The organism is Lentibacillus songyuanensis (assembly GCF_039548255.1).
Classification (GTDB): domain Bacteria; phylum Bacillota; class Bacilli; order Bacillales; family Amphibacillaceae; genus Lentibacillus_C; species Lentibacillus_C songyuanensis.
This window is the reverse complement of sequence record NZ_JBCLVH010000003.1, coordinates 91,204-116,726: the sequence shown is the minus strand read 5'-3', so window position 1 is coordinate 116,726 and position 25,523 is coordinate 91,204. Positions and strand designations below refer to the sequence as shown.

The following is a 25,523-nucleotide window of genomic DNA, read 5'->3' as shown; positions in this document are numbered from 1 at the left end:
GGGGATTTTGTAAACTAGCTGACATACAATAAAAAGAAACCTCATTCAGTGAGCTTTTCTTTCCACCTCCACTGAAACAAGGGAACAAAGACTAAAATTGCCGACGTTTGAGTGCAACGCCTTTATGACCTGCGTCTTGCAGGCCCGAACAGAATCGAACCATTGTCATGCAGTTTGCTCTTGCTTTTACCTATCTTTTTTGGCTTCATCTCAAAATCTTGATGTGTGAGTCTTACTGTCCGTTAAGAGTGGATAAATGGATATTTCCTGGGTAATATTTCTCAAACGACGAACTGAAATGAAAAACGGATTATTCGGTGATAATTCCATCAAATTGCGAATTATTTAAATATCAAGCAGGTTTCCCATCCCGATTGTATCTTTTCAGCTTGTGGATATGCTATTATAGGAACAGTTATTTTATGCAAAGCGAGGGAAATACGTTGTGGATGTAGTTAACTCGAATACGAAAAAAGAGATAAGTCGGATGTATCGTTTTCTTATGTTTGCAGGTATTATCATGGTGGCATTTAATTTACGCCCATCCATTACATCCGTGGGACCAGTGATTGGGATGATTCGCGATGATATTGGACTTTCCAATTGGAGTGTCGGAATCATCACAAGCTTACCATTACTCGCATTTGCGTTTGTTTCTCCGATAGCACCAAAAGTGGGAAATCGATTTTCGAATGAACGAGCATTATTAATTGGATTGATTTTATTACTCTTTGGGATTGCTGTTCGTTCCGTTACGTCTGTGACCTTACTATACGTTGGAACCTTATTTGTTGGAATGGGGATAGCCTTTTGCAATGTGCTCTTGCCTGGTGTCATTAAAGAGAAGTTCCCAAAAAAAGTAGAAGTAATGACAGGTATTTACTCCACGGCAATGGGAGCGATTGCTGCAACTGCATCAGGATTAAGTATTCCGATTGCAAAAGGGCTTGGACTTGGGTGGCAAATTGCTTTATTGGTCTGGGCAATTCCGGCTGTAATCGGCATTGTTATTTGGATATATCTTAGTAAAGGGAGAAGAGGTAAGGACCAGCAGGATCTGGAATTTGTCAAATCAAAGAATAATCAAATTTGGCGGTCGCCATTGGCATGGCAAGTTGCTTGCTTTATGGGGTTCCAATCGTTTTTATTTTACGTAACCATTTCCTGGCTACCTGAGATCATCCGCGATTATGGTGCTAGTATTGCAACGGCGGGATGGATGTTGTCCTTTATGCAGGTGATCAGTTTGCCTTTTAGTTTCCTTGTTCCGGTACTTGCGGCGCGGACAAAATCGCAGGGCTGGCTTGTTTGGTTACTTGCTTTTTTTGCAATCGCTGGGTATGGAGGATTGCTGTTCGGTAACGGCTATGCTGCCATGATCGTTAGCGTGATTTTCATTGGGATTGCGCTTGGGGGGATTTTTCCACTAGCACTTGCATTTTTAGGAATGCGCTCCAAGAATGCAAGACAGGCCGCGGAGCTATCGGGGATGGCTCAATCACTCGGGTATTTACTGGCAGCGATTGGACCTATTTTTATTGGGTATTTATATGATATAACCCATAATTGGACAATACCACTGATTACGCTTATCGGTGTAGCATTCGTTGTTATAGCTTTTGGCTCATTTGCTGGGCGGGATAAATATGTGCTGGATTAATGAGTGCAGCATTAACCTAAGAATGTAAACATCAACTTGGTCTCAAGAACATCAACCGATATCGAGAAAACATCGATCCAGAGGCGAGAACATCAACCGATATCGAGAAAACATCGACCCAGAGGCGAGAACATCAACTGATATCGGGAAAACATTGACTTAGAGGCGAAAACATCAACCGATATGGTGAAAACATCGACCTAGGAGTAAATGCATCAATCGATTAGGAACGGCAACCAAGCTGACTCCGGGATATAGTTAACAAAAAACTGGAGGTGGTAACATGCGACTGCTGCTCGAAGCCATTGGCTGGATTCTTACAGCCATTGGAGCCTATTACATATTTGAGGAAAATACAATGGTGATCCATTATGTGCTATTAATTATAGGCGTAATCATCTTGTTATTGACCATACCCTTCAAAAGCTATCGAAAACGGAAGCGATAACCATAGTCATGTAAATGAGATTCCTGCAAGTAATAAGAAGCAACGATTTGCGTATGCTTGCCTTTTCGACTTACGTTATAGGATCTTTTTTGGGGGGAGAAGAATGGATAAAGCGAATGTTTCCATTAAACCGATTGGTGATACTGCTGTTAAGGTACAATTTCATCAGGCAGTTTCACCATCTTTAAATAGTAAAATAAATGCCTTTTGCAGGCGGCTGCAAGAACTGGAACTTGACGGTGTGGAGGAATGGGTGCCAGCGTTTGATTCGGTGACAATCTATTATCAGCCGATACAGATGCGATATGCAGATATTCATAAAAATTTACAGTATATTGCCTGGACTGGTGGGGATGATTATGTGCTGCCATCCCGACGTATTTATGTTCCTGTTTTGTATGGTGGTGAACAGGGACCTGATTTAGGGCGCGTTGCACATCATAACGAATTATCAGAGAATGAGGTCATCACCATTCATCAACAGAACGATTATCTTGTCTATATGCTCGGTTTCTTACCCGGGTTTCCCTATCTGGGCGGGATGGATAGACAGATTGCTACCCCACGATTGAATGAACCTCGAAAGCGTATTGAGGCCGGATCGGTTGGCATTGCCCACGCGCAAACTGGCATTTATCCGCTACCTTCACCTGGAGGATGGAATATCATTGGTAAAACACCGCTTAAGTTGTTTGATCAGCAGGAAACCAAGGGTGCTTTCTTATTTCATGCAGGTGACCGGGTGCAATTTTATCACATTTCAACACAAGCGTTTGCTGAAATTGAGCGACTCATTGCAGATGGTACGTTCAATGTGGAGGAGAAATTGATGGAATAGGAAATTTCAAACCTAGGGCAGTTAGTGGAAAGGATGGGGAATGATGAACAGAAGCATTGATCTTAATTGTGATATGGGAGAAAGCTTTGGCCGGTATACGATTGGCAGGGATGAGGAAATGATGTCGTATATTACCGCAGCAAATATCGCCTGTGGCGGTCATGCAGGGGACCCTGATGTTATGGATCGAACGGTAGCATTGGCAAAAGAACATGGGGTTGCCGTCGGAGCACATCCTGGATTTCCGGACTTACACGGGTTTGGCCGGCGAATGATCAACTATTCTGTCGAGGAGGTGTACCGGTTAGTAGTTTATCAGGTTGGCGCACTGCAGGCTTTTTGCCAGGTACATCATTTGGAAATGCAGCACGTAAAAGCTCATGGCGCATTATATAATTTGGCGGGAAAAGATAGGAGGGTGGCATTAGCGATTGCCCAAGCAATTCATGATATCGACTGTTCGTTAATTTTATATGGCTTAGCTGGGAGTGAATTGCTGACAGCAGGCAGAGACTGTGGGTTACGTGTGGCTTCGGAAGTTTTTGCCGATCGAACGTATCAGGCAGATGGAAGTTTAACTCCTAGAGGAGAGAAGGGGGCAGTTATTGAGGATGCGGGTCACGCTGTCCGTCAAGTGAAACGGATGATAACGGATGGCGTTGTGGAAGCAATTGATGGAACATTGGTTAACATAGAAGCAGATACAATATGTCTGCATGGAGATGGTGCCCATACTGTCGCATTTGCCAGCCAATTACGAAAAGCACTGGAACAAATAGGTATTACGGTTCGGGCTATTGAAAAAGATAATGCTGCTTGGAAGCTGGAATAGAGGTATACGAATGACCAATCAAAATATTTTTACTGTACATAAATCAGGTGTGTTAACAACCATGCAAGATATGGGGCGCAAGGGATACCAGCGATTTGGAGTTCCGGTTGCCGGTGCAATGGATACCTATGCATTGCAAATTGCCAATATTCTGGTTGGAAATAAACGTGACGAAGTTTGCTTAGAGGTAACCCTAATTGGCCCAGAGTTAGAGGCACGCCAACCAGTTACCATGGCAATTACAGGAGCGGCGATTAATCCTGCTGTTAATGGCCAGTCTATACCCATGTGGGAATCATTTGTGATGCAAAAAGGTGATCGTCTGACGTTTGGTAGCTATCAGGCTGGTGTTCGTTGCTATATTGCTGCTGCAGGTGGATTTGTCACACCGACGATGTTTGGAAGTAAATCAACGGATATGAATAGTGGTTTCGGGCGTGTACTCATTAAAGGAGAGACGTTAGTGGGAAATCCTGCTATAACCTGTTGTGGAATTGGTCTTATGAAAACGATGGTTCCTTCCTATCAGAAGGAGATCGATGTTGCCGTGATTGAAGGTCCCCATGCCAATCTTTTTACCGAAGCGGACCGGCAGCGGTTTTATCAGACAACTTTTACAGTAGGGGCTAATTCCAATCGTATGGGCTACAGGCTGACGGCTGATGACTTCCACATGTCTGCAACTGGGGATGTCTGGTCAGATGCAACCCCGTTTGGCGGTATCCAGATACCACCAAACGGTCAACCAATCATTTTGATGGCAGACCGGCAAACGACTGGCGGCTATCCACGGATCGGTACCGTTATTTCGACGGAGTTGTCCAACATTGCACAACTTCCACCACAAGGGAAAATTCGCTTCTATCCCATTTCAGTAGAAGAAGCGCAACAACAACGCATCGATATGGAAGCATTCCTTGATCGGTTGGAATTATTTCGTGCAGGCTTGGTGGTTGGCAAATGAAACAATTAACCCAACAAGCAATTATTCGTATGATCAACGAAGATACGTGGATGATGGAAGCGTTATATGCCGCAAAAACATTACAGCTGCCAGATTGGTGGATTTGTGCTGGGTTTGTAAGGTCGAAAATTTGGGATGTGCTGCATGATTACAAACAAAGAACACCACTTCAGGATATTGATGTGATTTATTTTGATGAACAGGATATCGTGGAAGCGACAGAAAAGCGTTTTGAAGCAATTATCAGAAAAATAGCCCCAGGCTATCCATGGTCTGTGAAAAACGAAGCGCGAATGCATATTGCAAATGGTATTGCCCCGTATCGGTCTTCAGTAGATGCCATCGCTAAATTTCCGGAGACAGTAACATCACTCGGGCTGTCACTTGATAGGTACGACCGTGTCGTGCTAGCTGCTCCACATGGTATAAATGACTGTTTAAAATTAACAGTCCGCCCCACGCCATTCTTCTTAACGGATGAAAAACGAATGCAGGTATATTACGATTGTTTAGTCAAGAAGAACTGACAGGCTATTTGGCCGAAACTAGTAATGGGGGAAGGTTGAAATTTCTTTTGGATATGGTGAAAGCTATCAAACTAGTGTATCATGAGGTCAGAAAAATCCTTTGCGGAGAGGATGAGGATATTGGGGAAGCATCCAAAAATTGATCTGCCGGCCGATAAACGGGTTCATTTTTTAAATGTGCTAGCCGTTTTGATGTTGGTCGAATCGGTGGTTTATGTTGTGATTGCATATGGCAGTCTGCCGGAAACTGTTCCCACCCATTTCAATGGGAAAGGGGAGGTGGATGGCTGGGGACATAAAGCAACTGTTTTTCTACTACCGATTATTGCGGTTATTACATATGTCCCGCTTTATTTTATCAGCAAAGCACCACACACATTTAATTTTCCAGGTGAAATCACCGAGGAAAATGTCGCTCGCTTGTATCAATCCGCTCGTTTGTTTGTGACCATTATAAATGTGGAAACAGTGGCTATTTTTACAAGTTTGTCATGGGAAACCGTACGCGCAGCGCAAGGACATGATACATTTGGAGTTTGGTCGATTATAGCCATTATTGCTGTCCCATTGATCACGGTAATCATATTCATGGTTCGAATGCGGCAGTTGCGATAGGTCACTTGGCTAAATAAGGTGATTCGCCCTCATTGCTTCCACACAGCAAATCGATTAGAATAGTCTAATCGAGTACGTGAAAAAGGAGATGAGGTCGTGCCTAGATTTATTTGGGGGTTAGTGATTGCGACGACCATCAATGTTACGGGCGGTTCATTTCTGTGGCCGTTGAATACCATTTTCATGCATAATGAGCTCGGCAGAAGTTTAGCTTTTGCAGGGTTCATTTTGATGTTTAACCAAGGGGCAACAATTGCTGGTAATTTAATCGGCGGTATGCTGTTTGATAAATTCAGCGCGTATCGGACCATCCTTTATGGAACCGGACTTGCGTTAAGTGCAGCGATATTTTTGTCATTTAATCATAGTATTTTGCCATATTCCATTGGACTTGTATTGATTGGATTTGGGACTGGAATTACCTGGCCTGTCATGTTCGCAATGGCTGGATCGGTGTGGCCAGAAGGTGGACGGAGAGCATTTAATGCGATTTATGTTGCGCAAAATTTAGGGGTGGCGCTTGGAGCAACACTAGGGGGATATGTCGCAAGTTTTTCGTTTGATTATATATTTATTGCGAATGCTTCCTTATTCGCTGTGTTCTTCGAGATTGTATTCATTGCTTTTAGAGGAATTGATCAAGAACGAGATCGACAAATGAATACGACGATTATTCAACAAAGTGGCAAGATAAAAAATATGTCCGCTTTTAAAGCGTTAATTGTATTGTGTATCGGATTTTTTGTCGCATGGATAGCTTATAGCCAGTGGCAATCGACCATTGCTTCTTATACACAGGATATTGGTATTGCGTTGAATCAGTACAGTAAGCTGTGGGCAATAAATGGTTTCCTTATCGTTATTGGACAGCCTTTGGTAAAATGGGTAACAGGAAAAGTTGCCTCGCCAAAGGCACATATATATATCGGCAATGCAATATTATTTATCTCCTTTACCATTGCCATGTTTGCAGAGAAATTTACCATGTTCGCTGTAGCCATGGTTATTCTTACGGTTGGGGAAATGTTGATGTGGCCAGCGGTACCAACGATTGCGAGCAAGCTTGCTCCAAAAGGTCGGGCAGGGTTTTATCAAGGATTTGTCAATAGTGTTAGTGCAGCAGGCAGGATGGTTGGACCAGTGTTTGGCGGGTTAATTGTCGATATCTTCCATATTCAGTTACTGTTCTACATTTTATTAGGATTAATGCTGATTCCGTTTTTGACAACTTATTTATATGACAGAGGTATTCGAAAACCAACTACATGGAATAGGGAGCGTACATGATGGATAACAGGCAAGAGGTTAAATTAGTGGCATTAGATATGGATGGAACATTACTAACTAGTGAACAAAAGATAACCAAGCACACTAGGGAAGTTATTAGACAGGCACTTGCGAAGGAAGTACACGTTGTATTAAGTACCGGGCGCTGGATTAGCTCGTGTCACCCGTTTGCCGAATCATTAAGTTTATCATCTTATTTAGTGACTGTTAACGGAGGCGAAATTTGGACGGTTGCGAAAGAACTAAAGGATCGGCACTTAATTGATGCCCAGTTATTGGAGATGATGTGGGGACTTGGTGCGGAAAATGATTTGGATTGCTGGATGGTGTCCACAGACGATATTTGGTATAACAATCGCCCGGATAACTTTTACGATCATGAATGGCTGAAGATTGGTTTTTCTTCCCATAATGAAGATAAACTGAACGAACTCGTCCAAAAGCTATCCCACCATTCGGAGTTAGAACTAACGAATTCTAACCCTATTAACATTGAGGTAAATCCTGCCGGGGTCAATAAAGCAACAGCGCTTGCTAAGGTATGTGACTGGCTCGGCATTACGATGGACAATGTTTTGGCAGCAGGTGACAGTTTGAATGATATTAAAATGATCCAACAAGCTGGAACTGGTGTGGCAATGGGTAATGCCCAAGAGGCGATCAAGAAAGTAGCCGACTTCATAACCGATACAAATAATCGGGATGGTGTAGCGAAAGCAATTGAACGGTTCGTGTTAAGTGAGGAACCAAGAGTTTAAAGAGCATTAACGATAAAAACCTTTATCAAGGGAATAAAAGCCTAATTGAAGCTAAATGACGATACAAACGTCATCAAGGGAATGAAAATCAAAATTAAGCCGAAAAACTAGTCAAGCGACTCTCACCAAGGTGTGATTGGCATGCTATTTAGTGTGTGAATTCCGATATACTGCACTCTCAAAAAGGAGCCCCTTATTGTGGCATAAATGACCTGCCCTTTCTTTGTGTTCTGAAAAGGGGTATAATGGATGTAGTATCACGAAAGGGGTTGCTATCATGTCATTTTCACGCGGACCAAAAGAACCGGTTCCAGAAGTAGAAACCAATGTTTGGTCATGTACAAGCGAAGACTGCCAGGGATGGATGCGCGAGTCCTATAGCTTTGAGGAAGAACCAGAATGTCCACTTTGTCATTCATCCATGGAAAGGGAAGTTCGGGTACTTCCAGAATTGAGTTAAATTGGCAATCTTTCACATGGTAAATACTGCTGAAGGTTTTCGTATTTATCAACGAAACAAGTCTTTTTTTATGTTCATGGGTTTTGGTGAAGATGTCTGATCGGCAGCTTTTTTTAATTAAAAATAATAGAAAGCTTCAGCACTGGAAAACAGGTCCAACATCGGACTTGTTTTCTTTTTTTATCCCGCCTTAACGGGCAGTAAGCCCCCCCCCACTTCAAGATATTGAGGTGGAACTAAAAAAGATAAGTGGGGGTCAACTGCATGACAAAGGTCCGATTCCGTTCTCAGCCTGCACGATGCAGGTCACAAAGGCGTTGCAACTCAGACGCCTGAGAACTTAGCCTTTGTTCCTCTATTTAGTGGGGGAAAAAGGGAAACCCCCACTGAATGAAGTTTCACTTTATCCGTAATGTAAGATCTGTTGTTATATGCAATATCCAGTTTCCTAAATGCACAGGAAAGTACAACCTGATTATTGGCATAATTCGGAATGTAATGTTATACTTATAAGTAGACAAGTTTGCATCATGACATCTTTAAGCACGACCTTAATGAAAACGCTTGCAAAAAATGAGGAGGAATAATCTAAATGAGGTATGCGAATCCAAACACAGAAGGCGCAAAGGTATCCTTTAAGGAACGGTATGATAACTTCATTGGTGGTGAGTACAGGGCACCTGCGAGTGGCAAGTATTTTGAAAATGTGAGTCCGGTGACAGGGAAGGTATTTTGCGAGATTGCCAGGTCGAATAAAGAAGATGTGGAGGCGGCTGTGGATGCTGCTTATAAAGCGAAGGATGATTGGGGAAAAACCTCTCCAGCACAGCGAGCAAATATACTGAACAAAATTGCCGATCGGATGGAGGAAAACCTGGAAACATTAGCCATAGCGGAAACATGGGATAATGGAAAAGCTGTCAGAGAATGTCTTGTCGCCGATATACCGCTGGCAATTGATCATTTTCGCTATTTTGCAGGTGCGATCCGTGCACAGGAGGGTGGAATCAGTCAGATTGACAATGATACGGTCGCTTACCACTTCCATGAACCGCTTGGTGTGGTCGGCCAAATTATTCCATGGAATTTTCCGATTTTAATGGGAACATGGAAGCTCGCACCGGCATTAGCAGCTGGGAATTGCGTTGTATTGAAACCTGCTGAGCAAACACCAGCTTCGATTCACGTTCTACTTGACTTAATTAAAGATTTGCTTCCTGCCGGTGTCATTAATGTTGTCAATGGCTTTGGGTTAGAAGCTGGGAAACCACTTGCAACCAACAGTCGTATTTCCAAGATTGCTTTTACAGGTGAAACGACAACAGGAAGACTAATCATGCAATATGCTTCAGAAAATATTATTCCTGTTACACTGGAACTTGGTGGTAAATCCCCAAATATTTTCTTTGCCGATGTCATGGATAAAAATGATGGATTCCTCGATAAAGCTGTGGAAGGATTAGTCATGTTTGCACTAAACCAAGGGGAAGTTTGTACTTGTCCATCACGAGCGTTGGTTCATGAATCAATTTATGATGATTTTATGGAACGGGCTGTCAAACGGGTTAAAGAAATAAAAATCGGCCATCCACTTGATACGGACACGATGATGGGTGCCCAGGCCTCTGCCGAACAAATGGAAAAAATTAAGTCGTATCTGGATATTGGAAAACAAGAGGGTGCAAAAGTGCTGGTCGGTGGAGAAGTGAATCAATTAGCTGATGAAGACCTGTCTGATGGTTATTACATCAAGCCAACCATCTTCAAGGGAAGCAATGATATGCGTATTTTCCAGGAAGAAATTTTTGGACCTGTTTTGTCCGTTACGACCTTTAAGGATAACGAAGAGGCATTGAAAATTGCTAATGATACGTTGTATGGATTGGGAGCTGGTGTTTGGACCAGAGATATGAATACAGCGTATCGATTTGGTCGCGCTATTGAAGCGGGACGGGTCTGGACAAATTGCTACCATCAGTATCCAGCCCATGCAGCGTTTGGCGGCTATAAAAAATCAGGAATCGGCAGGGAAAATCATTTAATGATGCTGGACCATTACCAGCAAACGAAAAATCTGCTGATCAGTTATAGTGAAGATAAAGCGGGGCTATTTTAAATATCGTGCTTACAGGGGGAAGGAAGCACCTTATACGAAAGACGTCAATGACCTGCTTTTCTTATTTTAAAATGAAAGGGTGTGTACCATGGTTGAACGTGTAACGGTTACGGATGATGCGTTACAACTGATTAACACGCTTAAAGATATTCATGGTCCATTAATGTTTCATCAATCGGGTGGCTGCTGTGATGGCAGTTCCCCTATGTGTTATCCGAGAGATGAGTTTATTGTCGGCGATTCCGATGTGTTGCTTGGCCATATAGGTGATACTCCTTTTTATATGTCAAAGGATCAATATGAATACTGGAAACATACCCAGCTCATTATTGATGCTGTTGACGGCCGCGGGGGCATGTTTTCCTTAGAAGGCCCTGAGGGAAAACGGTTTTTGACAAGGTCACGAGTGTTTACTGACGAAGAGCGAAAAGAACGGACGTAAGCTTGGTAAAAGCGTTATGAAGTCATGTGGAGGCAGTGCCTTCGCATGGCTTTTTTCTTTCCCGTCTAGAAAAGGAAGGAGCTGAACTACGTCTTAAAGCGGAGATAGAAAACATCTTATTACCGATGTTTTATTCAGAAAAATCGATAGAATAAGAAGTGAATTAATGGAAAGGGGATTACATACATGGAAAATATCATCACCGTGAACCACATTCACAAAAAATATAAAAAGCGAAAAGTCAAAGCAGAATTTATTGCAGTTAAGGATGTCTCATTTCACGTTACAAAAGGAGAAATAGTTGGATTATTAGGGCCAAATGGGGCTGGGAAGACGACCACAATTAAGACAATTTGCGGATTACTTGTACCCGATCAAGGCACGGTCACCATCAATGGCTATGACAGTGTCAAGCAGCGCAATAAGGCATTGCGTCACATTAGTGCTGTTTTAGAAGGAAATCGTAATTTGTATTGGCGTCTGACCGTCTTAGAAAACCTGGAATACTTCGCTGGAAACCGTGGTTTTTCAAAAAGAGAAATAAAAACACGTGTAGAAGAACTGCTAACCCTGTTCCGGCTCCAAGATAAAAAGCATGAATTGGTTAATAACCTATCACGCGGGATGCAACAAAAACTTGCAATATCCGTGGCTATGTTAGCGGATACCGATGTTATTTTACTAGATGAGCCCACATTAGGGTTGGATGTGGAAACGGGTTATGAAGTCCGTGAATTATTACGAAAAATTGCCCGTGATGGTAAAACAATCATTATTAGTACACACGACATGCCGGTGATACAGGATTTATGTGAGCGTACGGTTATTATTAATGAAGGACGTGTGATTGTTAATGAACGAGTTGATCAGTTGCTGCGTTTGTTTGAGTCAACAGCCTATCGAATTCAGTTAAAAGAGGCATTCACTATAGAGCAGCAAGAGGCATGTAATCGGCAATTTCCCATACATAGTCTAGACGGATTAACATTGGACGTGAGTCTGGGACAGGGTCAGGATATATATGACTTAATGGAAATCCTTAAACAGAATCAAACCCCTATTGAAACGATTAACCAAACGCAAGTGAACTTTGAACAGGTATTTATGAAACTAGTGAAAAAGGAGGCTGCTTCATGATCGCATTTTGGCATGTTTTACGGGTGAATACGAAAAAGGAATATATAGAAATGAAGCGATATTTAGCCAATACATTGAGTCTGCTTTTTACATTTTACATTATTTTCATTGGCATGTTCTTTGGGATCCAAATTATTGGTGATCCTGCTGAAGCTGGAACAAATACCCAATTCATTATCGTTAACTATGTATTTTGGTACTTGGCCATGATGACACTGCAGTCGATTGGCTGGACAGTGATGAATGAAGCGATGCGCGGGACATTGGAACAGCTTTATATGTCCCCTGTAGCGGCTTGGAGAATATTTTTAGCGAGGTTATTCGGCATGATTTTTATCAATTTAATTCTAATGGTTTTTTTATTGTTTATTTCTATGCTGACGGCTGGCGAATGGCTGAATTTAAATCCGGGAACTATACTCCCTATTCTCGTGTTAACGCTTGGCAGTATGGTTGGAGCCAGTTATGTCATTGCCGGGATATCGATCATCTTTAAACAAATTGATGCGTTTTTGCAAATCCTGCAGTTTATCGTCGCCGGTTTGACATTTGTACCCTTGTCTGTTGCACCATATATGGTCATCGCACCGTTTGTGAAGGGTGTAGATATGACTAGGAAGGTGATGATTGACAACTATACACTAGCCGATTTTTCAACGGGCGACTATGCGTTGCTAATCGGTAATACTATTGTATACGGGATCATCGGTATTGGTGTTTATATTGCTTGTGAGCGGTATGCGATGCGAAAGGGATTGCTGGGGCATTATTAGTATATTCTATTCAGTAACAATTTGACGAATCATGTTACACGTCAATTGTTACTGAATCCTAATCCCCTAAAAGAATAAAAAGAACGCTTGTTTGTTTATTTATCACATGTTATACTTTCCTTAGATTTACTCCTCGTTCAGTCCCCACAAATCCATAAAGGAAGTGTTCTTATGACACAAATCAAGCTCCACAATAAACGCCCCGCCAGCACACCATTTTTAGTTAGAGAAAACTCGAATGATTATGCAGAGATAAACAATAGCATCCATAAAAGCAGGCGTCCCGAATTGCTCAAGCGAATATCGTTGGAACGATTGATGGATCTAAAAGTAGACTATGCCTTCAAACAGCTTTTTGGCAACGAAAAGAATAAAGCAATTACTGTCGTTTTCTTAAATGCAATTTTACAGCAAACAGGACGGAAGCCAATTAAAGATATTTCGTTTTCCAATATCGAAATTGGCGGTGAATATGAAGGGGATAAGAAGTCCAGACTGGATTTGTTAGTCACCACGGATGATGATGAGAAAATCAATGTTGAAGTTCAATTCACAAATGAACATGATATGATTAAGCGCACGTTATTTTACTGGTCAAGGGTGTATACCATTAACCAGCAAAAGAGTATGGATTATAAGGAATTGCATCCTGTTATCACGATAAATATCTTGAATTTTGATTTGTTTCCTCGAACAAAACGTTTTCATACGACGTACCATTTACTTGAAGATCAAGATGTTTTCCGATTGACAGATGTAATGGAACTTCACTTTATAGAAATGGGGAAATTGATCAAAGCTTGGAAAAACAGTGAACTTGATCCTTGGAGTGATATGCTGGCAAGGTGGCTGCTAATGCTGGGAATGGTAGACCAGCGTAACAGTAAAGTCTATGATGATATTTACCACGAATTGGAGGCGATTGCCATGAATGATGAAATGCTAAGAGACGCTTTTCATGATTGGGAAGAATTAAGTATGACACAGGAACAACGTTTAGCATATGAATCCAGGCTAAAAGTGATTTTGGATCAAGAAGATCGGGAGAATAGGAAGAGAGAATTGGAAGCGATGGAGCAAAGCGTTGCTAAGAAAGGGCAAAGCGTTGCTAAGAAAGAGCAAGACATTGCTGAGAAAGAGCGGGATGTTGCTAAGAAAGAGCAAGACATTGCTGAGAAAGAGCGGGATGTTGCTAAGAAAGAACAAGATATTGCTGAGAAAGAGCGAGATGTTGCTAAGAAAGAGCAAAAATTGATACAAAGAGAACAGAAGGTTGAACAAAAAGAGCAACTAACAGCGCTAAAACTCGAAGAAACTGCACGAAAACTTTTGGTCAAAGGAATGGATATCAGATCTATTGCCAAGGCTACAGGTGTTTCACAGAATAGGGTTGTCGATATTAATCATAATCTACAAAAATAAAGATTGTTTCGAGGAATAATGATGCGAAAAAATGTCTTATTAAGACATCAATTGAAGGAGATTCCGTATCAATGAATTTGAGGGATTATAAAAGTTGGACTGTGAACTCCAACTCCCAATTTATCCCGCCTTAACGGACAGTAAGACCCCCACTTTAAGATTTTGAGGTGAAACTAAAAAAGATAAGTGAGGGTCAACTGCATGACAAAGGCCCGATTCGGTTCGGGCCTGCACGATGCAGGTCACAAAGGCGTTGCAACATGATGTTGCGAACTTAGCCTTTGTTCCACTATTCAGTGGAGGAGAAAAGGAAAAGGAAACCCCCACTGAATGAAGTTTCACTTTATCATGTTAGGCTTCAGCACTTTCCTGTAAATTTGGAAAAAAGAATTTATAAAGGGCCTTACCAAAATCTATGGTTGATTAAAATCGTCACTTCATTCACCATAGATTTTGGTGTTGGCCCATACGAAAGAATTACTTGTTTCATGGGATCAACATGGGATATTTACACACTTTATTTGACAAACCCGTTTCAAGATGTGTTTTTAAAACACAGCAGCCTCTTCTTTCCCCTATCTTACACGTTAAACATCGTAATATTTGCACTAACCCTAGGCTGATTACATATAATTAACTAACCACATTTTAAAAAAGGGTGTGTCACATTGACAAATAGATATTATGTTTCCGGTAACACCGCAGAGGGATTTTTGAACTTTATCGATTCAAACATAAGGGGTATTAAACGTACAATTGTACTTAAACATGATTCAGATAGTGTTAAGACGAGTGTCTTGAAGCATATAATTAAAAAATATGAAGCAACGAACAATCTGGATATTTTATTAAGCCCGCTTGGCAGTGAATACTTGGATGGTGTCATCTTAAGACAGGAATCAATGGCTGTAGTAATCGATCAGATAGCACCTACAAGCGTGAATTCGGAGGTTATTGAACTAGAAGAACACTTCCCGTCAGATGTAGGTGCGCAACTCCAGGAAAAAAAACACATCCAAAGCGCAACCCAAATGTCGTACGAAAATTTTGCCACAGGACTTTCTATCCACGATAAATTAGAACAAATCTACATTGATTATATGGATTTCAAGCGGGCCGATGAACTCGCAGTCAACTTGATTCGAGATATTCTCCCGTCCCAGACGCAACATGATAAAGAGGGCGAAATATGCCAGCGGCTTTTTGGCACAAATACTCCTGAAGGTGCCGTAAATGTTGTGCCTGAAATCATTCAGAAGATATCAAATGTATGTTATATTAAAGGGCGTGCAGGTACAGGGAAATCTACTTTTATGAAAAAAGTAGTCAATGCAGCGACAACGATAGGACTTGATGTTGAACAATATCGTTGCAGTTTTGACCCGAGGGGTATAGATATGGTGATTGTTAGAGAGCTTGATTTTTGCATTTTTGACAGCACTGATCCGCACGAATTTTTTCCAAACCGTGAATCCGATAATGTCATTGACTTATATGAGAAAGCTGTTACTCCGGGTACGGATGAAAAATTTTCCAAGGAGATAACAGAATTAACTAACCGTTATAAGTCGTACATGAAAAAGGGGATAAAGGATTTGCAAAAAGCGGATTCTTATCGTGATCAAGCTGAAAAAATGTACACACTACCGAGTAAAAAGCAACTGAATACATTGGTTGAAACATGGTACCTCTAAACCCAAAAATAAGTACGCTAGCCAGGCAAAGATCAAAATTTTTGCTTGGCTAACGTATAAAAACGAAAGAAAACTAATTTGGAAAAAATTATACTTGATATTTCCATAAAAATTGTGTAAAATTAGTTAACTGAAAATTATGAGTTTAATTAAACTGAAAGGGGGATTTACGATGGTTACGGTTAAGATGTTGAAGCCTTATTATATTAAAGCAGATGAAGCGCATGTCCGAGTTATCTTAGCCTATCAATATTTCACTGTGTCAATCCAAGATCAACTGTATCATTTTGTGCCAAATGAAGCAAAAGAAATTCGTATTAACCGGAATACACAGCAGGTAGATAATATCGAAGCTAATTTCGCCTTTCAAAAGGGGAAGGATATCATCCATATTCCTATGACTAAACTTGTATCTCTTCCTGATTTTCAAACAGAATTAAAAAAGATAACAGAACCGTATATGAAATCCCATGAACCAATCAATATAAACATAAATGAAAACGCTGCCATCATTGAAGGATTAGAACAGCAAAACATTAAGCGATTAATTGATATAGCACTAGATAAAAGAGATGAAGCGCTATTTCATACATTAGTCCCATTGCTTGTTTCTAAATAACAGAACGAAATGGGCTTGTCGGAGACATTTCTCGCCTTTTAGTAATCTATTCATTTGATTAAGACGACACAAACTTCAACCAAGAAATGTCTCCCATTAAAAAGAGTTTTAAACGCTTACAAAAAGGGAATCGTCATTATAATATCTGATGTAAAGGGTGATAAAACAAATGGTTACTGTAAAAGAACTGAAACCTTATCATATTAAAGTTGATTCAGATTATGTCCATATAATATTGGCCTATCAGTATTTTACAATTAGTATTGACGAATCCGTTTACAAGTTTGTTCCTGTTGATGCGAAGGAAATTACGATAAATCGAAAGACGAAGAAGATAAAGAATATGGAGGATATGTTTGCATTTCAGAAAGGGAAGGAAATCATACATATAGCGATGGCTGACCTAACATTTATTCCCGAGTTTTTAATACAGCTTCACTCCATTGCCGGTCCTTATTATCTGGTAGATTTACAGGCCGCGGAAGATAATAAATTTAACATCAGCGCTATTATGGATGAGTTAGAGCAACAAAATATTAAGAGATTGATTGATCGTTCATTGGACGAAAGAGATGAAGAATCATTTTATAAGTTGGTTCATCGTCTTTAGCTGCAGAACATTTCAAATTAAAAAGAAAGATAGCCCCGGATGAAATTGACATCCGGGGTCGTTTGTCTTTTATTTCTTATGCAAATCCTTCAGCAGTTTTGTAACTTTTTTAACTACGATTCCACTGCCGCCTTCTTTGTCTTGCGTTTGTTCCATCATCATGGCGATCAGGATATCTTTGTCGTCGGTAGGATAACCGACAAACCAGCCATTTTCTTGACCTGATTTTTCGTCAGCTGACTTTTTAAGTTCGGCTGTTCCGGTTTTACCAGAGATGGCAAGGTCGGAAGTGTTAGCCGCTTTGGCGGTACCTCGTGGAGCAGTAACAACCTTGCGTAACGCATCACGGATAACCTTTGCCTGATCACTTGAAATAAGCTCTTTTTTCCACACTTGGCTCGTTTCTTCATCAGCCAGTAATACTGGTTTGAGCATGTTTCCATCGTTTAAAAATGTCGTATAAGCTGCTGCCAAATGTAGGGGACTGATTTGAATTTGTCCCTGTCCATAGCTGGTATTGGCTAACAGTACTTCATCATCAAATTTTCCGCTTGATGAAATTGTTGATTTTTTAATCGGGTATTCAAACGGAAAATCCTTGCCAAATCCAAATTGTTTTAAACCTTTAGCGAATGTCTCATTTCCCATGTCAACTGCCTTCATGGCAAAATAAATGTTATCGGAACGGACCAATGCATCGGTAAGGTCTACCGGTCCATTCGATTCAGATACGCGATGAACCTTGTAATCGCCCCATCCTTTACCATTACTCCACTCCAACCCATTGATTTCGACCCCTTCACCTGGAACAATACTGCCAGCCTTTAAGCCGACTGCAGCAGAGATTGGTTTCATAACCGATCCTGGTGCAAATGTGGCCGAAAAGCGATTGAGTAATGGCTGGGCTGGGTCATCTTGCATTTTTTTCAAATCACTTTCGCTTATCCCGTAAAGAAAATCGTTTGGATCAAATGCGGGACTGCTAACAAGTGCCCGTGTTTCTCCGGTTTTCGGATCAATTGCGGCCGCTGTGCCCGCAGCTCCATCATACGATTTATAAATTTTCTCCTGAATATCGATATCGATGGTAGTTTGAATATTTTCCCCATCCTTTACCGACTTTTCTGCCAAGACAACATCATCATTGGTAGCTGAGTCTTCGTCATTCTCATATGTTACGTTAATGGTGACACCCGGCTCTCCTTTTAATCGTTTTTCATAGAGCTGTTCAAGGCCGCGTTTACCAATCATGTCGTTATCCGTATATTCACCTGGATCCTGCTTTTTTAATTCCTCGGCTGTGATTTTACCGACATAGCCAACTAAATGTGCAGTTGCTTTGCCAGAAGGATAGACCCTTCCTGTCACATCACGTGTCATCACGGGTTCCAGCTGTAACAGTTGATTAAGGGTATCTTCTTTTGAATTAGGAATTTCTTTTAACGGGACATATAAATCGGGTTCAACCCAATCAGCAGTTAACTTAGCATCAAGTTTATCCACGGACATATCGAGAAGTCCAGCGATTTTCTCTTTCATTTGCTCTGGATTATCTCCCAGTTTGCCAGGAATCACACCAATTTCGTGAACGGTATCATTTAATGCTAATGGCATTTTATTTCGGTCCAGGATTTCCCCGCGTTTAGGCTGCTCGGTTTGAATGTTAAGTTTTCCACCATCCTTTATTTCCGGAAAAATATAGCCTGGGTCCCATTGTACGAACCAATTTTCCTTGTCATCATCGTCATTCTCCGCTTCCTTAATGAGGGAGGCCTTGTAATCAAATGAGATCGGTCCGGCAATTGTGTTCATTTTTACGGTTATAGGGAAGGTTGCTTTTCCATTGTCCTTTGCATCTTCCAGCTTGTCTTCATCTAACTTTTTATAGGAAACCTTTAAGTCTGATACACCAAGGTCTTGATATATTTTTTTGTAGCGGTCAACGAATTGATCTGTTGGATAGTTTTTCGTTGATTTATCCGAAAGCATATCGTACATCTTACTGAAGTTCTGATCATTCCATTGTTTTACATAGGTATCCAATCGATCCTGTGGTGATGCTCCCTTATCTGAACACGCACTCAGAAGAAAGAAAAATAAAAATATGGATACAATCATCATTATTTTTTTCATATATATCCCCCTAAGCTTCTATATCATACAATAGACTTGCTTCTATTTTAACACTTTCTTTATCTTCGCACATCGCTAAATAAGGAATTCATTCTGAAAAACATATCTTTCTATTCTTTTGTTACTCATTCACATTAATCTCGATGAAATTAAAAAAGATAAATGGGGTGTCAACTGCATGACAAAGGTTCATTTTCTGTTCTTAGCCTGCACGACACATGTCACGAATGCGCTGCAATTCAGTCCTGGGAATTTAGCCTTTGTGCTCCATTATCTGAAGGAGGAAAGACGGGCTAAGAACGCCACGTCCTGTTCTTCGGTCCCACTGAATGAAGTTTCATTATATAAAAATCACAAATAAACTAAATCAGTATGGAAACAGGATATATCAGAAGGAAATTGAAGGAAACATAGCTAATTACGCATTATTTGACCAAATTTAGTATTTTTCAATATGGGGCAAATTACTTATAATCTAATTAATTGTTCTTAATAAGATACAAAATGTAACTTTAAAAGAACGATTGCGACATGGTGTGTGCTGCTTATTGGCGTCTTACAATTTCATTTACAGGTATTTCGTCTCTTGTTTTACAAAACTAGTTTTGTTCTGACAAAACAAGACAGTCCTACGGGTGCGATTTTATAGTATATTATACATAGTGACAATCGTTATTCCTATAAAAAGGATGCAATTTACTAGGTATATAGAATCATTGATCTTAATCTATCATGGATGGAGGATGTACCGATGCAAAGATACGTCGAGAAAAAAGAAATGGATGCTGAATGGATTCAGTTAATTAAAGAAGCGAAGACGATTGGTATTACCAGAGAGGAAATCCGTGTATTCTTATTGACTAGCAAGAAGCAGAAGACGAAATAATTTTTTTGAACAAATTGTGCTTTATATAGAACCATTCATCCTTTTGTGTTATAATCTTCACAGAAAGAAGGTGTGTGGACTTGATTGGTGAAAAAATAAAACGATTACGTCAAGATAAAAAAATGTCTATTTCGGAATTAGCTGAACGAGCAGGGGTAGCAAAGTCCTATCTGAGTTCCATTGAGCGTAACCTTCAAACAAACCCATCAATTCAATTTATTGAAAAAATTGGTGCGGTATTAGATGTGTCCGTTAATGATTTAATACGCGATGACAATGTTCACACAGAAGACCAGTTGGATGATGAATGGTTAAAGATAGTTCAAGAGGCAATGGAATCAGGGATATCAAAAGAACAATTTAAAGAGTACCTCGAATTTAATAAATGGAGAAATAAACAGAGCAGGTAACAAATTGGTAAGTCTGCTGCCTTATCATTCTCCCGCTGAATTGCATATGCTACATTAGAATGTTTGTGGACATAGCTATTAGAGCCCGTTAATTTTGTCCCATTTAACGGACTGTAAGACTCCTGCTTCAAGATTTTGAGAGGGAATCAATAATAAGTGGACGTTAAATGTATAACATAGGCCCGATTCTGTTCGGGCCTGCAGAACGCGGATCACAAGGACGTTGCAACTCAGACACCTAGAGAATTTGGCACTTGTCCATTCAGTAGAAAAACCCCCCCAATAAATGAAGTTTCCCTTTATTAAAAATAACAATTTTCGACAGCGCTATGGTTCACTTTGTGGTATGATGCCATTATGGGTCGAATTTTACGAAAAGGGCGGGAATATATTGTGAAAGAGCAAGAGCAATATAAACGAATCTTAAAGAAGCTGATTGATCAAACGGAAAATCTTAAAATTGAGTCGTCAGAACAATTAATTCAAGCATTAGTGAACGAACTAAGCAGGACTTCTTTTCCCAGTAACAGCTTGGCAAATAAATAAAATGAAAAAAGTAGACTACACGTTGTCAGCTATGGCAGTGTAGTTTTTTTTACAGGTAAAAAAGAGGATCAACACCAAAATCTAAGTTTGAAATTAATAAATAAAAGCGGAGGAAAAACACTTAAGACTCCTGTTGGAATGCGCAGTGTAAAGACCCCACAGGAAAAGTGCTCTGTTATAGGGGAGGGCCGACTAAGAACGGCCTTTGCTACACAAAAAACGATCTATTATTGCTATTATGATATAATAAACTTTCAATGCTGTTGGAAAGGACACGATCAAAATGCAGGATGGACAGTCACTATACATAAAGCATGCGAATATATTTACCGATAAAAGTGTGATTGTAAATGGATCCTTAATTATAGAGAATGGTAAAATCAAGGAACTAATGATGGAAGGGCAACAACCAAAAGGCCTCTCAGATAAGATGCAAACCATCGATGCTCAGCATGCCAATGTTATTCCAGGCTTTATCGATGGACATATCCACGGTGCAAATGGAGCGGATGTGATGGATGCCACAGAAGATGCATTGGATCGAATAGCGGGTGTGCTACCGGAAGAGGGGACGACCAGCTTCTTAGCAACAACGATCACCCAGTCTCCAGCAAATATTGACCGGGCGGTGGAGAATGTAGCAAACTATACGAACAAACCTGGGCAGGCGGAGATCATTGGGATTCATTTAGAGGGCCCATTCATTGAAAAAGGTAAAAAAGGTGCCCAGCCGTCAGCTTATATTATGAATCCGAGCATTAGCCAATTTCAAAAGTGGCAGAAACTTTCTGGAAACAAAATTAAAACGATTACACTGGCTCCTGAGCATGATCCGGATGGGTCGTTTATTTCCTATTTAATGAAAACGGGGGTAAATGTCTCAGCGGGCCATACGCTTGCGAATTTTTCTGAAATGAAACTAGCTATCTCCTACGGGGTCAGACAGGTAACTCATTTATGCAATGCGATGACTGGGATTCATCATCGGGATATCGGTGTTGTAGGGGCTGCATTTCAGCTTGATGACTTACGTGCGGAGTTAATTGCTGATGGAATTCATGTCTCACTGGAAATGCTACAATTAATATATGATAATATGGGTAGTGAACGGTTGCTTCTAATTACCGATGCAATGAGAGCGAAATGTTTGCCACCCGGAAATTATGAGCTTGGCGGACAGCCGGTACTTGTTACCGAGGATCGTGCTGTGCTTGATGATGGGACGTTGGCTGGAAGTATCTTAAAAATGGCGCAAGCAGCCAGAAACATGCTGAATTTACGCGACGTAACAATCAAAGAGGTAATTGAAATGACCGCTATTAATCCAGCCAAACAGCTGCAAGTATATGATGATAAAGGTAGTATCACTGTGGGAAAAGATGCTGATATACTGCTGGTTGACGATGATTTATCCATCGAAATGACGGTTTGCCGTGGCGGAATAGCGTATAGAAGGGAGAATAAATAATGGAAGTATGGAAAGTAAAGGATTATCAGGAAATGAGCGAGAAGGCTTGTAAACTAATTATTGATAAACTGAAAGAGCTTGATCAACCGGTTTTAGGCCTGGCAACTGGGTCTACACCAGAGGGGTTGTACCAACAATTAATTGCCAAACATAAGGATGAGAAAGTTTCATTTAGACATGCAACCACGTTTAATTTGGATGAATATGTTGGGCTATCGCAACAGGATCCAAACAGCTATCATTATTATATGCAGGAAAAGTTGTTCAAGCATATTGACATTCCAGCAGACCGTGCTCATGTACCAAATGGTCGAAGCGATGATTTGACCGAATCCTGTAACGCGTATGAATCATTAATTAAATCTGCGGGAAATATTGATATACAGGTTTTGGGGATAGGGCTAAATGGACACATTGGCTTTAATGAACCGGGAACATCTTTTTCCAGCAGAACACATATTGTCACGTTGGATGATTCAACGCGTCAGGCGAATGCTCGTTTCTTTGACTCTTTAGCAGATGTTCCGACAAAAGCTATTACCATGGGGATTGGGTCCATCATGGAAAGCAAGCAAATTATTCTCCTCATCTCAGGTGAAAAGAAACGTGAGGCGGTAGCAAAGCTGATTAATGGCGAGGTTTCTGAAGACTTTCCAGCTTCCATATTACAACAGCATGAAAATGTGATTGTCATCGCTGATGAAGAAGCTTTTCAAGGTGTAGAGTGTTAGAAATAACGGGAACCGCCTAACTTTTTGTATAGTTTACAACCGTGCTATATCTATCCCTGATATAGCACTTATTTTTACAAGCCTGTTTCTAGATAACGAGAATCTGTTTCATGAATAATTGCCTGACCATTTGTTAAATTAATGATCCATTCTTGAAACTGTGTTACCTCATCTATTTTTACATAAAGAATCAGTTCTGCTTTTTCTAAATAATGAATGGTTGATAAATAGTATGGTGAATGATGTAATTCGTTCTCAACTTTGCCTAACATGGTATAATCAATGGTAACGGAATATCCTTGTGTTAATTGACGTTCTACCACGCCAACCGCTTGGATTACTTGTGAAGTTGTACTGCTGTATGCACGGATTAAGCCGCCAGCACCAAGCTTGATACCGCCAAAATAGCGGGTAATTACAACAACGGTATCTTTTAAGTGTTGTTTTTTTAATACATCAAGGATAGGAACTCCTGCTGTACCGGATGGCTCCCCATCGTCATTGGCTTTTTGAATCTGATCATGTTCCCCAATAAGATAGGCGGAACAATTGTGTGTAGCGTCTGGATGTTTTTTCTTTATATCTTGAATGAAATGCTGTGCTGCATCTTCAGTTTCGACACGCTTGATATGACCGATAAAACGTGATTTCTGAATCGTTTGCTGATCAGAACCTTCGTTTTTTACGGTACAATATGAAGATAACATATTACATTTGGCCCCCTAAGTAAATGTGATGTTTACGATTATGCGCTTGGACAAACTTTCAAAAAGGCATGTAAAAAGACCCTATAAAAATAAACGGAACTTGCGAACTATTATAGCATAGGTTGGTGGTTTTACAGAATGGTACTGAAAACTTCAGAAAAGGCGTTAGATACAGTCATTGATGAAATGATCGATGTGGTGGAAAATAGTAAAGATGAAATTTTTAACATAAGTGAAGCGGCTCGAAATGATTATGAAGAACTGCAAAAGCAATTAGAAGTAACGAAGGAAAAGGTTATTAAACATATTGATGATGGTGATAAGCTTCAACAAAAAGTTCGATTTTCCCGACAGCGTTTATCTGAAGTCAGCAAATATTTCGATCGGTATTCGGAAACGGAAATACGAGAAGTATACGAACGTACACATAAAATGCAAACCGAATTGGCGATGCTGCGTCAGGAAGAAAAGGTATTGCGTGAACGTCGTGATGATTTGCAGCGCCGGTTAATTTCCTTGGACCAGACGATTGAACGTGCAGAAGGACTAGCAGGTAAAATCTCCGTTATCCTAACCTATTTGAATGATGATTTTAAACAAGTAAACGAGATGATCGAGGAAGCAAAAGAAAAGCAAGAATTCGGATTAAAAATCATTGAGGCGCAAGAAGAAGAACGTCGTAAAATATCCCGCGAAATTCATGATGGTCCTGCACAAATGCTTGCTAACATATTACTTCGTTCTGAATTGGTCGATCGGACCTTTCGTGAGGGAAGTGTCGAGAACGCGTTGAAGGAAATAAAAAGTGTTCGCGGAATGATTCGCTCGTCCCTTTATGAAGTACGGCGGATCATTTATGACCTGCGTCCGATGGCACTGGATGATTTAGGCTTAGTCCCGACGCTAAAAAAATACTTATCAACCATCGAAGACTATCATACGGTGAAAACAGAGTTCATTTCTATTGGAAGTGAAAAACGGTTACATCAAAAATATGAAATTGCTATTTTTCGTCTGGTTCAAGAAGCGGTTCAAAACGCAATCAAGCATGCCGAGGCAACATTGATTAAGGTGAAAATGGAGATTAACAAACAGTGCCTGACAGTCGCGATTAAGGATAATGGAAAGGGATTTGATGCAACCGTTAAAAAGGATAAATCATTTGGTTTAATAGGGATGCGGGAACGACTGGAAATGTTGGAAGGAACGATGAAAATTAATTCTGTTATTGGTGATGGTACAACCATTTTAATCAACTTGCCATATAATTTAGAGTGACTATTTGACTACATATTTAATGAAATTCGTGACTATCGACATGTATATAGTTACTTGATATATACCGAAATAAAGAATAAGATTAATCTATCATAGTAACGATAAGATTATAGGGTAATAGAGTATTAGTAATGGGGTAATAGATATCGTATCAGATCTCTA

General features: G+C 40.4%; 26 protein-coding genes. 24 read left to right on the top strand and 2 right to left on the bottom strand.

Annotated elements, in window-relative coordinates; genetic code table 11:
* The first annotated feature begins 445 nt into the window (after positions 1–445).
* From WMZ97_RS04645 to WMZ97_RS04560, 18 genes are all read left to right on the top strand, one after another.
* Complete coding sequence (locus WMZ97_RS04645; protein WP_343270908.1) at positions 446–1,660, top strand: CynX/NimT family MFS transporter; 1,215 nt, start codon at positions 446–448, stop codon at positions 1,658–1,660.
* 283 nt (positions 1,661–1,943) lie between these two features.
* Complete coding sequence (locus WMZ97_RS04640; protein WP_343270907.1) at positions 1,944–2,108, top strand: hypothetical protein; 165 nt, start codon at positions 1,944–1,946, stop codon at positions 2,106–2,108.
* 103 nt (positions 2,109–2,211) lie between these two features.
* Entirely contained in the window at positions 2,212–2,946 is a 735-nt protein-coding gene (gene pxpB, locus WMZ97_RS04635) for a 5-oxoprolinase subunit PxpB (protein ID WP_343270906.1), read from the top strand.
* A 43-nt stretch (positions 2,947–2,989) separates the two neighbouring features.
* A complete protein-coding gene (locus tag WMZ97_RS04630) occupies positions 2,990–3,778 on the top strand; it encodes a LamB/YcsF family protein (protein WP_343271093.1) in 789 nt (262 codons plus the stop codon).
* Between the two features lie 10 nt (positions 3,779–3,788).
* A complete protein-coding gene (locus WMZ97_RS04625; RefSeq protein WP_343270905.1) occupies positions 3,789–4,742 on the top strand; it encodes a 5-oxoprolinase subunit C family protein in 954 nt (317 codons plus the stop codon).
* Complete coding sequence (locus tag WMZ97_RS04620; protein WP_343270904.1) at positions 4,739–5,269, top strand: nucleotidyltransferase family protein; 531 nt, start codon at positions 4,739–4,741, stop codon at positions 5,267–5,269. The genes WMZ97_RS04625 and WMZ97_RS04620 overlap by 4 nt, the downstream gene beginning before the upstream one ends.
* A 120-nt stretch (positions 5,270–5,389) precedes the next feature.
* Positions 5,390–5,884, top strand: a complete 495-nt coding sequence (locus WMZ97_RS04615; RefSeq protein WP_343270903.1) for a DUF1648 domain-containing protein — start codon at positions 5,390–5,392, stop codon at positions 5,882–5,884.
* Between the two features lie 96 nt (positions 5,885–5,980).
* A complete protein-coding gene (locus WMZ97_RS04610) occupies positions 5,981–7,171 on the top strand; it encodes an MDR family MFS transporter (RefSeq protein WP_343270902.1) in 1,191 nt (396 codons plus the stop codon).
* A complete protein-coding gene (locus WMZ97_RS04605) occupies positions 7,171–7,929 on the top strand; it encodes a Cof-type HAD-IIB family hydrolase (protein WP_405027658.1) in 759 nt (252 codons plus the stop codon). The genes WMZ97_RS04610 and WMZ97_RS04605 overlap by 1 nt, the downstream gene beginning before the upstream one ends.
* A gap of 277 nt (positions 7,930–8,206) precedes the next feature.
* Positions 8,207–8,389: a cold-shock protein gene (locus tag WMZ97_RS04600; RefSeq protein WP_343270900.1), complete on the top strand. Its 183-nt coding sequence runs from the start codon at positions 8,207–8,209 to the stop codon at positions 8,387–8,389.
* Positions 8,390–8,981: 592 nt separating this feature from the next.
* Positions 8,982–10,505, top strand: a complete 1,524-nt coding sequence (adh, locus tag WMZ97_RS04595; protein WP_343270899.1) for an aldehyde dehydrogenase — start codon at positions 8,982–8,984, stop codon at positions 10,503–10,505.
* Positions 10,506–10,593: 88 nt separating this feature from the next.
* Positions 10,594–10,947, top strand: coding sequence for a DUF779 domain-containing protein (locus WMZ97_RS04590; protein ID WP_343270898.1), 354 nt, complete (start codon positions 10,594–10,596; stop codon positions 10,945–10,947).
* Positions 10,948–11,133: 186 nt separating this feature from the next.
* Positions 11,134–12,084, top strand: coding sequence for an ABC transporter ATP-binding protein (locus tag WMZ97_RS04585; protein WP_343270897.1), 951 nt, complete (start codon positions 11,134–11,136; stop codon positions 12,082–12,084).
* Positions 12,081–12,857 carry an ABC transporter permease gene (locus WMZ97_RS04580; RefSeq protein WP_343270896.1) on the top strand — a complete coding sequence of 259 codons (777 nt, stop codon included), beginning with the start codon at positions 12,081–12,083 and terminating at the stop codon, positions 12,855–12,857. Before WMZ97_RS04585 ends, WMZ97_RS04580 begins: the two co-directional genes overlap by 4 nt.
* Before the next feature lie 171 nt (positions 12,858–13,028).
* The gene (locus WMZ97_RS04575) at positions 13,029–14,279 is read left to right on the top strand and encodes an Rpn family recombination-promoting nuclease/putative transposase (RefSeq protein WP_343270895.1); all 1,251 of its coding nucleotides are present in this window, start codon (positions 13,029–13,031) and stop codon (positions 14,277–14,279) included.
* A gap of 668 nt (positions 14,280–14,947) precedes the next feature.
* Positions 14,948–15,973: a hypothetical protein gene (locus WMZ97_RS04570; RefSeq protein WP_343270894.1), complete on the top strand. Its 1,026-nt coding sequence runs from the start codon at positions 14,948–14,950 to the stop codon at positions 15,971–15,973.
* A gap of 172 nt (positions 15,974–16,145) precedes the next feature.
* Entirely contained in the window at positions 16,146–16,592 is a 447-nt protein-coding gene (locus WMZ97_RS04565; RefSeq protein WP_343270893.1) for an IDEAL domain-containing protein, read from the top strand.
* Positions 16,593–16,761: 169 nt separating this feature from the next.
* Positions 16,762–17,202 (top strand): IDEAL domain-containing protein, encoded by a 441-nt coding sequence (locus WMZ97_RS04560; RefSeq protein WP_343270892.1) that lies wholly within the window; start codon positions 16,762–16,764, stop codon positions 17,200–17,202.
* A 69-nt stretch (positions 17,203–17,271) separates the two neighbouring features.
* On the opposite strand, the gene WMZ97_RS04555 is transcribed toward WMZ97_RS04560, so the two are convergent.
* On the bottom strand, positions 17,272–19,335 hold the full coding sequence (locus WMZ97_RS04555) for a penicillin-binding transpeptidase domain-containing protein (RefSeq protein WP_343270891.1): 2,064 nt from the start codon (positions 19,333–19,335) through the stop codon (positions 17,272–17,274).
* A 751-nt stretch (positions 19,336–20,086) separates the two neighbouring features.
* Here WMZ97_RS04555 and WMZ97_RS04550 point away from each other — a divergent pair.
* The 5 genes from WMZ97_RS04550 (at position 20,087) to nagB (ending at position 23,376) form a co-directional block, all read left to right on the top strand.
* A complete protein-coding gene (locus tag WMZ97_RS04550; RefSeq protein ID WP_343270890.1) occupies positions 20,087–20,221 on the top strand; it encodes an anti-repressor SinI family protein in 135 nt (44 codons plus the stop codon).
* Between the two features lie 80 nt (positions 20,222–20,301).
* Positions 20,302–20,631 (top strand): helix-turn-helix domain-containing protein, encoded by a 330-nt coding sequence (locus WMZ97_RS04545; protein WP_343270889.1) that lies wholly within the window; start codon positions 20,302–20,304, stop codon positions 20,629–20,631.
* 357 nt (positions 20,632–20,988) lie between these two features.
* On the top strand, positions 20,989–21,177 hold the full coding sequence (locus WMZ97_RS04540) for a hypothetical protein (RefSeq protein ID WP_343270888.1): 189 nt from the start codon (positions 20,989–20,991) through the stop codon (positions 21,175–21,177).
* A gap of 283 nt (positions 21,178–21,460) precedes the next feature.
* Positions 21,461–22,645, top strand: coding sequence for an N-acetylglucosamine-6-phosphate deacetylase (gene nagA, locus WMZ97_RS04535; protein WP_343270887.1), 1,185 nt, complete (start codon positions 21,461–21,463; stop codon positions 22,643–22,645).
* Positions 22,645–23,376: a glucosamine-6-phosphate deaminase gene (gene nagB, locus WMZ97_RS04530; RefSeq protein ID WP_343270886.1), complete on the top strand. Its 732-nt coding sequence runs from the start codon at positions 22,645–22,647 to the stop codon at positions 23,374–23,376. The genes nagA and nagB overlap by 1 nt, the downstream gene beginning before the upstream one ends.
* A gap of 74 nt (positions 23,377–23,450) precedes the next feature.
* On the opposite strand, the gene WMZ97_RS04525 is transcribed toward nagB, so the two are convergent.
* Positions 23,451–24,083, bottom strand: a complete 633-nt coding sequence (locus WMZ97_RS04525) for a YigZ family protein (RefSeq protein ID WP_343270885.1) — start codon at positions 24,081–24,083, stop codon at positions 23,451–23,453.
* Between the two features lie 138 nt (positions 24,084–24,221).
* Between WMZ97_RS04525 and WMZ97_RS04520 the strand changes: the two genes are divergently transcribed.
* On the top strand, positions 24,222–25,361 hold the full coding sequence (locus tag WMZ97_RS04520; RefSeq protein WP_343270884.1) for a sensor histidine kinase: 1,140 nt from the start codon (positions 24,222–24,224) through the stop codon (positions 25,359–25,361).
* Positions 25,362–25,523: the final 162 nt, after the last annotated feature.

Bases quoted from the DNA above. Each gene is read 5' to 3' on its own strand.
- WMZ97_RS04640 (WP_343270907.1), top strand. From the start codon at position 1,944: ATGCGACTGCTGCTCGAAGCCATTGGCTGGATTCTTACAGCCATTGGA.
- nagA (WP_343270887.1), top strand. From the start codon at position 21,461: ATGCAGGATGGACAGTCACTATACATAAAGCATGCGAATATATTTACC.
- WMZ97_RS04565 (WP_343270893.1), top strand. From the start codon at position 16,146: ATGGTTACGGTTAAGATGTTGAAGCCTTATTATATTAAAGCAGATGAA.
- WMZ97_RS04525 (WP_343270885.1), bottom strand. From the start codon at position 24,083: ATGTTATCTTCATATTGTACCGTAAAAAACGAAGGTTCTGATCAGCAA.
- WMZ97_RS04605 (WP_405027658.1), top strand. From the start codon at position 7,171: ATGGATAACAGGCAAGAGGTTAAATTAGTGGCATTAGATATGGATGGA.
- WMZ97_RS04555 (WP_343270891.1), bottom strand. From the start codon at position 19,335: ATGAAAAAAATAATGATGATTGTATCCATATTTTTATTTTTCTTTCTT.
- WMZ97_RS04585 (WP_343270897.1), top strand. From the start codon at position 11,134: ATGGAAAATATCATCACCGTGAACCACATTCACAAAAAATATAAAAAG.
- WMZ97_RS04625 (WP_343270905.1), top strand. From the start codon at position 3,789: ATGACCAATCAAAATATTTTTACTGTACATAAATCAGGTGTGTTAACA.
- WMZ97_RS04620 (WP_343270904.1), top strand. From the start codon at position 4,739: ATGAAACAATTAACCCAACAAGCAATTATTCGTATGATCAACGAAGAT.
- WMZ97_RS04520 (WP_343270884.1), top strand. From the start codon at position 24,222: ATGGTACTGAAAACTTCAGAAAAGGCGTTAGATACAGTCATTGATGAA.
- WMZ97_RS04600 (WP_343270900.1), top strand. From the start codon at position 8,207: ATGTCATTTTCACGCGGACCAAAAGAACCGGTTCCAGAAGTAGAAACC.
- pxpB (WP_343270906.1), top strand. From the start codon at position 2,212: ATGGATAAAGCGAATGTTTCCATTAAACCGATTGGTGATACTGCTGTT.
- WMZ97_RS04550 (WP_343270890.1), top strand. From the start codon at position 20,087: ATGCAAAGATACGTCGAGAAAAAAGAAATGGATGCTGAATGGATTCAG.
- nagB (WP_343270886.1), top strand. From the start codon at position 22,645: ATGGAAGTATGGAAAGTAAAGGATTATCAGGAAATGAGCGAGAAGGCT.
- WMZ97_RS04590 (WP_343270898.1), top strand. From the start codon at position 10,594: ATGGTTGAACGTGTAACGGTTACGGATGATGCGTTACAACTGATTAAC.
- WMZ97_RS04575 (WP_343270895.1), top strand. From the start codon at position 13,029: ATGACACAAATCAAGCTCCACAATAAACGCCCCGCCAGCACACCATTT.
- WMZ97_RS04540 (WP_343270888.1), top strand. From the start codon at position 20,989: ATGGGTCGAATTTTACGAAAAGGGCGGGAATATATTGTGAAAGAGCAA.
- WMZ97_RS04630 (WP_343271093.1), top strand. From the start codon at position 2,990: ATGAACAGAAGCATTGATCTTAATTGTGATATGGGAGAAAGCTTTGGC.
- WMZ97_RS04580 (WP_343270896.1), top strand. From the start codon at position 12,081: ATGATCGCATTTTGGCATGTTTTACGGGTGAATACGAAAAAGGAATAT.
- adh (WP_343270899.1), top strand. From the start codon at position 8,982: ATGAGGTATGCGAATCCAAACACAGAAGGCGCAAAGGTATCCTTTAAG.
- WMZ97_RS04560 (WP_343270892.1), top strand. From the start codon at position 16,762: ATGGTTACTGTAAAAGAACTGAAACCTTATCATATTAAAGTTGATTCA.